The 10853-nt window shown below is 71.1% G+C and carries 11 protein-coding genes; 5 read left to right on the forward strand and 6 right to left on the reverse strand.

Going from position 1 to position 10853, the window contains the following annotated elements; genetic code table 11:
• Positions 1–95: 95 nt before the first annotated feature.
• Positions 96–530 (reverse strand): hypothetical protein, encoded by a 435-nt coding sequence (locus tag N5D62_RS21515; protein ID WP_279759939.1) that lies wholly within the window; start codon positions 528–530, stop codon positions 96–98.
• A gap of 6 nt (positions 531–536) precedes the next feature.
• The gene (locus N5D62_RS21520) at positions 537–800 is read right to left on the reverse strand and encodes a hypothetical protein (protein ID WP_279759940.1); all 264 of its coding nucleotides are present in this window, start codon (positions 798–800) and stop codon (positions 537–539) included.
• A gap of 241 nt (positions 801–1041) precedes the next feature.
• Between N5D62_RS21520 and N5D62_RS21525 the strand changes: the two genes are divergently transcribed.
• Entirely contained in the window at positions 1042–1374 is a 333-nt protein-coding gene (locus N5D62_RS21525; protein ID WP_279759941.1) for a YciI family protein, read from the forward strand.
• Between the two features lie 43 nt (positions 1375–1417).
• On the opposite strand, the gene N5D62_RS21530 is transcribed toward N5D62_RS21525, so the two are convergent.
• From N5D62_RS21530 to N5D62_RS21540, 3 genes are all read right to left on the reverse strand, one after another.
• Positions 1418–3562 (reverse strand): acyl-CoA dehydrogenase, encoded by a 2145-nt coding sequence (locus tag N5D62_RS21530; protein ID WP_279759942.1) that lies wholly within the window; start codon positions 3560–3562, stop codon positions 1418–1420.
• Positions 3563–3647: 85 nt separating this feature from the next.
• Positions 3648–4148 (reverse strand): endonuclease V, encoded by a 501-nt coding sequence (locus N5D62_RS21535; protein WP_279759943.1) that lies wholly within the window; start codon positions 4146–4148, stop codon positions 3648–3650.
• A gap of 9 nt (positions 4149–4157) precedes the next feature.
• A complete protein-coding gene (locus tag N5D62_RS21540) occupies positions 4158–4508 on the reverse strand; it encodes a VOC family protein (RefSeq protein WP_279759944.1) in 351 nt (116 codons plus the stop codon).
• 167 nt (positions 4509–4675) lie between these two features.
• Between N5D62_RS21540 and N5D62_RS21545 the strand changes: the two genes are divergently transcribed.
• The gene (locus N5D62_RS21545) at positions 4676–7438 is read left to right on the forward strand and encodes a GAF domain-containing protein (RefSeq protein ID WP_279759945.1); all 2763 of its coding nucleotides are present in this window, start codon (positions 4676–4678) and stop codon (positions 7436–7438) included.
• A complete protein-coding gene (locus N5D62_RS21550) occupies positions 7435–7806 on the forward strand; it encodes a YciI family protein (protein WP_279759946.1) in 372 nt (123 codons plus the stop codon). The genes N5D62_RS21545 and N5D62_RS21550 overlap by 4 nt, the downstream gene beginning before the upstream one ends.
• Positions 7807–7875: 69 nt before the next feature.
• Here N5D62_RS21550 and N5D62_RS21555 read toward each other — a convergent pair whose 3' ends face one another.
• Entirely contained in the window at positions 7876–8547 is a 672-nt protein-coding gene (locus N5D62_RS21555) for an NUDIX domain-containing protein (RefSeq protein WP_279759947.1), read from the reverse strand.
• 207 nt (positions 8548–8754) lie between these two features.
• Between N5D62_RS21555 and N5D62_RS21560 the strand changes: the two genes are divergently transcribed.
• Positions 8755–9588: a cysteine hydrolase gene (locus N5D62_RS21560; protein WP_279759948.1), complete on the forward strand. Its 834-nt coding sequence runs from the start codon at positions 8755–8757 to the stop codon at positions 9586–9588.
• A gap of 15 nt (positions 9589–9603) precedes the next feature.
• Positions 9604–10839 carry a nicotinate phosphoribosyltransferase gene (gene pncB, locus N5D62_RS21565; RefSeq protein ID WP_279759949.1) on the forward strand — a complete coding sequence of 412 codons (1236 nt, stop codon included), beginning with the start codon at positions 9604–9606 and terminating at the stop codon, positions 10837–10839.
• Positions 10840–10853: the final 14 nt, after the last annotated feature.

Genomic DNA, 10853 nt, shown 5'->3' on the forward strand with positions numbered 1-10853 from the left:
GGACACGGCCACGATGGCGAAACCATCGCCGTGGCAGGACTCTTGCTTGGGTGGGGGGGAGGCGGCCCGCTCGGTCGACGCGGGAGGGGCGGCCGTCAGTGCAAGAGTTGGCGGTGAATTCGATGCCCCAGGAGCAGCCCGAGGGGCGTGGCCAACGCCCAGATCCCGATCGCCAGGATCGAGTGGGGGCTTGGCAGCTGCGCGAAGAACACCGAGAGCAAGGCTAGAAAGAGCAGGGCGCCCAAGGCGACCCGGGACCGGGGCGGCGACAGCGCCGCCGCCGCCAGTCCGGCGGCGACGCCGCTCAGGAAACTGAAGGCCTGGAGGACGTACCAGCCGCCAGTCGACGCGTCGTTCAGACGATGCCGCCAGTCGAGATGAGCAGGGTCGACGATGGTGCTGGCCAAGTCCGCTGCGAAGAGGAGGACGTAGACCAGCAGCGTGGCGGTGCCGAAGTGGACGACGACGCCAGCGAGAACGGCGAGCCAGCTGCTACGCCAGCGACGATGGGATGGGGGAGCGTCCGACATGTCGCGTCAGCAGCCTGGCGCGGTCAGCGACAGCGTCCTCTTCGCCTCGAGTCGCGCATTCAACTCCACGTTGAATTGAATGATGCGGCTCGACGGCGTCGACGTGCAGGCATGGATGTGCACCTCGCGAGGCTTCAGCCGGACGACTTCGTCGACCGCGGGCGTCGCCAACTCGGACGTCACGGCACCGACGACGTACTTGTCAGGAAGGATCGTCACCTCCACGCGGTCCGCGCCGCCGGTGCATCCGGCTGCCAGGGCGGCAGCCATCGTCAAAAGAAGGCCTCGAAGGGGCATGGGGTCTCCCGGGATCAGTCTTGATTCGTTGTCCGGCTCTACTGCTGAAGGACTTGCGTGGAGTTCGGAATCGCCTGCGCGGCGCTCGCGGCCGCGCAGGCGCCGTGGTCGAACAAGCCCCTGGTCCCGCACTCCGCGGGCCGCCGGTGCGCATTCTCTCCTCCAAGGCATCCGGTTTGCTCCCATCCGTGATCGGCTTCAAACGGAGGCATCGATGGCCAAGTTCATCACCGTGGGATATGGCGACGAGGACGGATACAACCGGACGGACCCGGCCGTTCGCGACGCCGCGCATGCGCACGACGCGCGGCTCAAGGCCGACGGCGCCTTGATCGGCATCGCCGGCTCGCCCGTGCAGGTCCGCAACCCTGGCGGCACCGGCGTCCTGACCTCGTCCGGCGCCTACCTGCGCAGCACGCTGCCGATCGCCGGATTCGCTGTCATCGAGGCCAAGGACCTGCAGGAAGCCATCGAGCTCGTCTCGAAGACGCCCTGCGCCGTGGCCCATGGTGTCGTGGAGGTCTGGCCGCTGCGGGACATGCCCTGACGGCGTCGACGCCCGGCAGGACGGGCAGGGACCCCGCTTCGCCCTAAGGCGCGGCGGGGTCGTCCTCGTCGACGCGGATCACCTCGTCCGCGGCCCGCAGGTAGGCGAGGGCAGCTTCCGGATCGCGCGATCCCCGCGCCACCTCCTCCAGCGAGCCGGACCGTCGCAGCGCCTTGTTGAGCGCGGGCACCTCGTCGCCCAGCTGGCGGGCGGTCTCCAGCGCGCGCATCAGGTCGAGCAGCCCGCCCCGCTTGGGCGCCGAGACGTCCGGGCATAGCCGCTGCATCAGCACCGGCTCCTTGCGCAGCGCGTCGGCCAGCGCGAGCGCCTCGCGGTCGCGCAGCGGCGCGAGGTGGCCGGTGCCGTGCAGCAGCATCGGTGCCACCGCGTGCAGGACGCCGGAGGGCAGGTTGGCGTAGAGCTCGCGCAGCAGCGTCGCGGCGTCATGCAGCTGCAGCCGGATCGCCGCGCGCGCCACCGGCCGCATCGCCGGCTCGTTCTCGACCTGGTAGCGCCACACGCAGGCCGCCGCGAGGTACAGCGCCGACAGCACGTCGCCCAGCCGCGCCGACAGCAGCTCCATCCGCTTGAGCTTGCCGCCCAGCAGTCCCATCGCGAGGTCCGCGGTCAACGCGTAGCGCGCCGACAGCGAGGCGATCAGCCGCGCCTCGCCGCGCAGGTCGTCGGGCACCCGCCCGCGCAGCGGCGCGCGGGCCAGGCTGCGCCAGAGGTTGCGCATCACATGGCCGACGTGGCCCATCAGCGCCCGGCCCAGCCGCTCCGGATCCTGCGCCTGCACGGCCGCCATCTCCTCCAGCACGAACGGATGGCAACGCGTCGCCCCCTGGCCGAAGATGATCAGCGCCCGCGACAGCAGGTTGGCGCCTTCCACCGTGATCGCGATCGGCGCGTGCCGGTAGGCGACCCCAAGCAGGTTGCGCGGGCCCGCGATGATGCCCTTGCCGCCCAGCACGTCCATGCCGTCGTTGACCGCGCGACGGCCGGCCTCGGTCAACTGCACCTTGAGGATCGCGCTGGCCACGCTGGGGCGCTCGCCGGCATCCAGCGCCGCCGCGGTGTAGCGCCGCGCCGCGTCGGTGGCGTAGAGCCGCGCGGCCATCTGCGCGGTGATGCCCGCGATCGCGTGGAAGCGCCCGATGGGCAGGCCGAACTGCTCGCGCACCTGGCCGTAGCCGTTGACCACGAACAGCGCCGTCTGCTGCATCGCCGCGCCCAGCGCCGGCAGCGAGATCGCGCGGCCCGCGGCAAGGCATTCCATCAGCATGCGCCAGCCCTGGCCGACGCGCTCCTCGCCGCCGATGACCCAGTCCATCGGCACGAAGACGTCCTCGCCACGGATCGGTCCGTTCATGAAGGCCGAGTCCATCGGGCGATGGCGCCGTCCGATGTCCATGCCCGGCGTCGGCACCGGCAGCAGCGCGCAGGTGATGCCCAGTTCCTGCTGCCCCTCGGGCCGCGACGGGTCCACCGCCTGGAAGGCCAGCCCCACCACGCTGGCCACCGGCGCGAGCGTGATGTAGCGCTTGTCGAAGCACACGCTGAAGCCGCGCACGGTCTTGCCGTCGACGACGCGTTCGGTGAGCACGCCGCGGTCGGGGATGGAGGCGGCGTCCGAGCCGGCGTAGGGCGAGGTCAGGCCGAAGCAGGGCAGCTCGCGGCCGTCGGCCAGGCGCGGCAGGTAGTGCCGCTGCTGTTCCGGCGTGCCGTAGCGCAGCAGCAGCTCCGCCGGCCCCAGCGAGTTGGGCACCATCACCGTCACCGCGCAGGCGGTGTTGACGGTGGCGATGCGGGTCACGACCTCGGCATGCGCGTAATGGCCGAAGCCCAGGCCGCCGTGTTCCTTGGGAATGATCATCCCGAAGAAGCGGTGCTCGCGCAGGTACTGCCACACCTCGGGCGGCAGGTCGCCGGCCTGGTCGATCGCGTGGTCGTCGAGCATGCCGACCAGCGTGGTGACCTCCTGGTCGAGGAACCGGCGTTCCTCGTCAATGAGGCGATTCGGTCCCTGGGCGATCAGCGCGTCGAAGTCGGGCTGGCCGGCGAAGAGCTGGCCCTCGAAGCCGACGGTGCCGGCCTCCAGGGCGGCGCGCTCGGTGTCGCCCATCGCGGGCAGGGCCTTGGAGAAGGGCGCCATCGCCAGGCGCCCGATCAGTCGGTGGAGTCCCATGCTCCGAGCCTAGGCGCGCGGGCCGGGCGGCGGCGTCAGCCTGGAGCGTGGCAGCGCGTAGGACGCGAGGCCGCGCCCCGTCGCGTCATTCGGCGTTCTTGGCCAGCCGCGCCGCGAGCTTCATCAGCGTCGGGACCCGCTTCCTGCCGTGCATCGAGCGCAGCCGCACCTTGGCCGCGCCGATGTCGAGGCCCGCGCTGGTCACCACCAGCGGCGGCGTCTCGTCCTCCCGCATCACCTCGAACTGCGCCGACAGCCCCGGCAGGCCCTTCTTGGACACGCCGACGACCGGCACCCGGCCGCCCAGCGCCTGGAACAGGTGCTGGCCCAGGCCCGGCGTCTCATCGCCGTCCAGATGGACGAAGCCCTCGATGAGCAGCAGCTCGGGCTCGAGCTTGTGCTCGGCCAGCAGCTGCATCACGCAGGGCAGCGCCCGCAGGTCGAGCTCGCCGCGGACGGCCTTGTCGACCTGGGCGATGGGGGAGAGGTAGGTCTTGGTGGCTTCCGCGGCGTTCCAGTCCTCGAAGGCCACGGCGGCGGCGGTCGCTTGCGAACCGTCCAGATGGACCGCGACGAAGAGCTTCATGTCCGATCCTCATTCATGCTGAAGGATGTTGACCAGCTTGCCGAGCGGGTCCCGGACGAAGAACCGCCGCACGCCCCAGGGCTCGACGGCGGGGCCGTACTCCAGCGGGATGTCGGCCTGGCCGACACGGCGCAGGGCTTCGTCCAGGTCGTCGACCTCGATCGAGAGGTCGGGCACCGGCGTTCCGGCGCCGCCCTCGCTGGCGAAGCTGACCTGGACCGTCATCTTCGCCGTCCCCGCGTAGGTGCGGATCCAGCCATGGTCCATGGCCAGCTCCAGGCCCAGCAGGTCCCGGTAGAACTCGTCCACCGCGGACGGATCCGAGGCTGACACGTTGGCGACGATTCGGTTGACCTTCATACGGCTCCCTGCATGAACGGCGTGGCGTGGCGGCCGGTCGAGGACCGGCCCGAAGCTGCGCATGGTAGTGGCGGACCGGGCACCGCGCGGCGCGCGCCTACACTGCGCCGTCCTGCCCCCGCCCGATGCCGTGCCGCACCGGCGGCCCGGCCAACCGATGGAGCGCCATGGACCCCCTTCATGCCACTGCCGCGTTGGACCCCATCCGCGGCGTCATGGCCGCGCGCGTGCGGGACTTCGACTGGAGCCGCACGCCGCTCGGACCGATGGACCGCTGGCCGGGCGCGCTGCGCGCGGTGGTCGCCACGATGCTGGAGTGCCGGCTGCCGATGTACCTCGCCTGGGGCGACGGCTACACGCAGGTCTTCAACGACGCCTACCTGCCCATCCTCGGCGCCAAGGCCGAATCGGCGCTCGGCGGCCGCGCGCCCGACACCTGGGCCGAGATCTGGCCCACGATCGGCCCGATGTGGGCGCAGGTGCTGGCCGGCTCGCCGGTGGGCTTCGACGACTTCAAGCTGACCATCGACCGCTTCGGCTACCCCGAGGACGTCTACTTCAACTTCTCCTACAGCGCGGTGCGCGACGAGACCGGCCGCGCCGCCGGCGTGCTGGTCACCTTCGCCGAGACGACGGAGAAGGTGCTGGTGTCACGGCGGCTGGCCTTCCTCGACGACCTCGCGCAGGGCACGCGCACGCTCGTCGATCCGGCCGACGTGATGCGCTTCACCGCCGAGCGGCTGGGCCGCTACCTCGGCGCCAACCGCTGCGCCTACGCCACGGTCCGCGCCGACGAGGACACCTTCGACCTGATCGGCGACTTCAACGACGGCGTGCCGAGCATCGTCGGCACCTACCGCTTCGCCGACTTCGGCCAGGCGGTGCTGCGGCTGATGCGCGCCGACCAGGCCTATGTCAACCACGACGTCGACCGCGACCCGGTCACCGCCAACGACGACCGCGGCGCCTACGCGCGCACCCGCATCCAGTCGGTGATCTGCGTGCCGCTGCACAAGGACGGCCGCTTCGTCGCGGCCATGGCGGTCCACCAGAGCGTGGCGCGGCACTGGACCGACGACGAGGTCGCGCTGGTCAAGGTCGTCGTGGCGCGCTGCTGGGAGGCGCTGGAGCGCACCCGCGCCGAGGCCGCCCTGCGCGAGGAGGCGCGCACGCTGGAGATCCTCAACCGCACCGGCGCGACGCTCGCGGCGGAGCTCGACATCGGCGCGCTGGTGCAGCGCGTCACCGATGCCGCCACGCAGCTGACCGGCGCGCGCTTCGGCGCCTTCTTCTACAACGGCATCGACGACCAGGGCGAGGCCTACCTGCTGTATTCGCTGTCCGGCGCGGAGCGCCAGCACTTCGAGCGCCTCGGCCATCCGCGCCCGACGCCGCTCTTCGGCCCGACCTTCCGCGGCGAGCCGACGATCCGGCTCGACGACGTGATGGCCGATCCGCGCTACGGGCAATGGGCGCCGCACCACGGCAAGCCCGCCGGCCACCTGCCGGTGCGCAGCTACCTGGCGGTGCCGGTGATCAGCCGCTCCGGCGAGGTGCTGGGCGGCCTGTTCTTCGGCCATGAGGAGGTCGGCGTCTTCACCGAGCGCAGCGAGCGGCTCGCCGAGGGCATCGCCAGCCAGGCGGCGATCGCCATCGACAACGCCCGGCTCTACGCCGCCTCGCGCGAGGCGATGGCCGAGCGCACCCGGCTGCTGGAGAGCGAGCGCACCGCCCGGCTCGCCGCCGAGCAGGCCGGCCTGGTGAAGGACGAGTTCCTGGCCACGCTGTCGCACGAGCTGCGCACGCCGCTGAGCGCCATCACCGGCTGGGTGCACATCCTGCGCCGCAAGCTCGGCGACGAGCCGCCCGAGCTCAAGCGCGGCATCGACGTCATCGAGCGCAGCGCCCGGGCCCAGGCCCAGCTGATCGAGGACCTGCTGGACATGAGCCGCATCACCACCGGCAAGCTCAGCCTGGAGGTCGCGCCGGTGTCGGCGGCGAGCTTCACGCTGGCGGCGGTGGAGCTGCTGGCGCCGGCGGCCGAGCGCGCCGGCGTGCGCCTGTCCACCGAGGTGACCGTGGAGGCCGGCGCGACCGTGATGGGCGACGCCGCGCGGCTGCAGCAGGTGGTGGCGAACCTGGTCTCCAACGCCATCAAGTTCACGCCGCGCGGCGGCGAGGTCCGGGTGCAGCTGCGCGGCGGGGAGCAGCGCGCGGACCTGGTCGTCGAGGACACCGGCATCGGCATCGCGCCGGACTTCCTGCCCTTCGTCTTCGAACGCTTCCGGCAGGCCGACGGCTCGATGTCGCGGCGCCATGGCGGCCTGGGGCTGGGCCTGTCCATCGTGCGCAACCTGGTGGAGCTGCACGGCGGCCAGGTGCGGGCCGAGAGCGCGGGCGAGGGCCGCGGCGCCCGCTTCGTCGTGACCCTGCCAGTCATCGGCGTGCGGGACTTCGCCGGCGCGTCGCCCGAGGCGGGCGCGGCCGACCGGACCTCGCTGGCGGGCGCCCGCATCCTGGTCGTCGACGATGACGAGGCCGTGCGCGAGATGGTCGCCCGCGCGCTCGCGCTGCACGGCGCCGAGGTGCTGGAGGCCGGCAGCGGCGCGGAGGCGCTGGCGCGCTTGCCGGACTCGGGCGTGAACCTGCTGATCTCCGACATCGGCATGCCGGAGATGACCGGCCATGAGCTGATCGCGCGCGTGCGCGCTCGATCGCCGGCGCCGGGACTGCGCGCGATCGCGCTGACCGCCTTCGCCGGCGAGGCCGATCGCCAACGCGCGCTCGACGCCGGGTTCGAGGCCCACTTCCGGAAACCGGTCGACTTCTCCGCGCTGGTGCGCGCCATCCAGGACATGGGGCTGTCCGTGTCGAATCCGGCGCCGCCCGATCGTCGTCCTGACATCAACCCCTCGAAGGACCCGTCATGAAATACCTCGGCCTTGCCTACTTCACCCCGGAAAAGTTCGCGGACATGTCCCCGGACGACGTCAAGGCGCTGGTGAGCCAGTGCCCCGCCCTGGACGAGAAGATGCGCGCCACCGGCAAGATGCTGGTCTCGGCGTCGCTGGGCGACCTGGAGACCTGGAAGACGCTGCGTCCGCGCGGCGGCAAGACGCAGGTCACCGACGGGCCCTACACCGAGGCCAAGGAAGTCGTCGGCGGCCTGTTCATCATCGACGCCGACAGCCCCGAGGAGGCGTTGCGCCTGGCGTCCATGCACCCGGCCGCCCAACTGGGCGAGGAGGGCGGCTGGGCGGTCGAGCTGATCCCGATGGACTTCTACCTCGCCCCCTGACCGGACTCCCGGCCGGACCCGGGGACCCTCCCGGGCAAGGACCGCTTGCCGTCGGGAGGATCGCGGGCCTCACCCCACGGCGAGGTTGCTGGCGGCCACCTTCAGCGCCGGCGCGTGCGCCTTCTTCCGGTACAGCTGCGCAGGCCGGTGGCTGCCGCCGCTAGTGAAGGCGCCTGGGATCTCCTCGATCACGTCGAGCTCCTCGATGCGGCGGCGAAAGCCCCGCTTGTCGAGCTCGGCGCCCAGCACCTGCTCGTAGGTCCGCTGCAGCTCGCCCAGCGAGAACTCCGCCGGCATCAGGTGCACCGGCAGCGACGAGTACAAGGTCTTGGATCGCACCCGCTCGACCGCCGTGCGCAGGATCTGCGCATGGTCGAAGGGCAGCGAGCGCAGGCCGTCGACGGCCGCCCAGCGGAAGCGCTCGCCGGCCGCCTGCAGCGAGCCCGGCACCACCGCGTAGTAGCTCACCGACAGCGACCACCCGCGCGAGTCGCGATGCATCCCCGAGAACGTCCGGAGCTGCTCCAGGTAAGGCGACACCAGGCCGGCCTTCTCGCGCAGGATGCGCGCCGCGGCATCGTCGGCATCCTGGTCCCGGTCGGTGTGCACCCAGCCGCCGGGCAGGGTCCAGGCGTCCAGCGCCGGCGCCTTGTCCCGCTGCGTCAGCCCGGCGTGCAGCACGCCGTCCAGCAGCGTCAGCAACACGATGTCGACGGTGACGATGGGGCGTTCGAACTCCACGGCGGCGATCTTCTGGTTAGTGCGCTAGGGCACGAATTATGACGATCCGGCGACGACGGCGTCAAACGGTCCGCGATCCGTGGATGATTTCAGGCGGAACGCCTCGTTGCATTCACCCGAAGGCCTGTTGCATCGCTTAGTGCAAAACGGCACGAAGTCGGTTATGCTGGCGGCACGACATCCCGAACGACACGAACGGAGTAGCTCATGACCCAGTCCGCCCAACTGCTGATCGTCGACCCGCAGAACGACTTCTGCGACATCCCCGGCGCCGCGCTGCCGGTGACCGGCGCGGACGCGGACCTGCAGCGCCTGGCGGCGCTGGTGGACCAGGCGGGTGGCGTGATCGACGACATCGTGGTGACGCTGGACTCGCACCCGGTCTACGCGATCGAACGCCCCGCGTTCTGGCAACAAGCCGGTGCCGATGGCGCAGCCCAGCCGGTCGCCCCGTTCACGCAGATCAAGGCCGGGGACGTCCGCGCCGGGCGCTTCGCGCCGCGCGACCCGGCCTTGCGGGACGCGGTGCTGGCCTACCTCGACGCGCTCGAGGCCAGCCCGAGGAAGTACATCCTGATGGTGTGGCCGACGCACTGCGTCGTCGGCGGCTGGGGCCACAACATCCACGGCGAGCTGGCCGCGGCGCTGGGCCGCTGGGAAGCCACCCGCCTGCGCACCGTCGAGAAGGTGCTCAAGGGCCTGAACCCGATGACCGAGCAGTACAGCGCCGTGCGCGCCGAAGTGCCGGTCGCCGGCGATCCCCGCACGCAGACCAACCGCGCGCTGGTCGACCGCATCGTCGGTTTCCCGGGTCTGACCTTCATTGCCGGCGAGGCCAGCAGCCATTGCGTCGCCGCGACGGCGGACGACCTGTTCGCCGAGATGAGCCCCGAGCGGCTCGCCCGCGTCGTGCTGCTCGAGGACGCGATGAGCCCGGTCGGCGGCTTCGAGGCCGGCGCGCGGGCCTTCGCCGAACGCGCCCAGGCGCTCGGCGTGCGGTCGATGACGGTGGCGCAGGCGCTCGGCGCGCTGTCGGCCTGAGAAGGGGACGACGCCATGACCGACACCCCTGTCATCCGCTCGCTGCTGGAGACCGACCTCTACAAGTTCACGATGTGGCAGACGCTGCTGCATGCGTTTCCCGCCAATGACGCCGAGTACCGCTTCGTCTGCCGCAACACGCCGGCCTTCCCGCTGAGCGAGCTCTGCGACGCGGTCAACCGGGAACTGGACCATCTCTGCACGCTGAGCTTCAGCGACGAGGAACTGGCCTACCTCGGCGGGCTGCGCTTCATGAAGTCCGACTTCATCGACTTCCTGCGCATCTTCCGGTTCCAGCGCCGCTTCATCGACGCGCGACCCGGGGAGGGCGCCGAGGCCGGGCAACTGGTCATCGTCGCCAAGGGCCCGCAGGTCCACGTGATGGGTTTCGAGATCTTCGTGCTCGCGATCGTCAACGAGCTGTACTTCCGCCGCCTGTGCGGCGGGGAGCGCGAGACGGTGCTGGCCGAAGGGCGGGCGCGTCTCGCGGCGAAGGTCCATCGGTTGCGCGACTACGCCGCCGCGGTGCCCGGCGCGCTGGGCGGGGAGGCGTATCCGTTCGAGTTCTTCGACTTCGGCCTGCGCCGGCGCTTCTCGGGCGAGTGGCAGGACGAGGTGGTCGCGACGCTCAAGCGCGAGATCCCCGAGGTGTTCAAGGGCACGTCCAATGTCGAGCTGGCGCGGCGCCATGGCCTGGTCCCGATCGGCACGATGGCGCACGAGTACCTGCAGACCTGGCAGGCGGTCGGCGTGCAACTGAGGCTGTCGCAGCACGCGGCGCTGGAGGGCTGGGTGCAGGAGTTCCGCGGCGACCTGGGGATCGCGCTGACCGATGTCATCGGCATGGACGCGTTCCTGGCGGACTTCGACTTGTACTTCGCCAAGCTGTTCGACGGGTTGCGCCACGACAGCGGCGATCCGGTGGTCTGGGGCGAGAAGGCACTGGCGCACTACGCGGCGCTGCGCATCGACGCGCGGACCAAGCGGCTGGTCTTCAGCGACGGGCTGGATTGCGACGAGGCGTTCCGGCTGCACACGCACTTCGCGCGGCGAGTGCCGGTGGGATTCGGGATCGGCACGCACCTGAGCAACGACCTCGGGCCGAAGCCGCTCAACATCGTGATGAAGCTGGTGCGATGCAACGGGCAGTCGGTGGCGAAGCTGTCCGATGCGCCGGGCAAGACGCTGTGTGATGACCAGACCTTCCTGGACTACCTGCGACAGGTCTTCAAGGTCCAGCACATCGCGTGACCCTCACCCCCGAC

Origin of the sequence: Mitsuaria sp. GD03876, assembly GCF_029840635.1 — a bacterium.
Taxonomy (GTDB): domain Bacteria; phylum Pseudomonadota; class Gammaproteobacteria; order Burkholderiales; family Burkholderiaceae_C; genus Roseateles.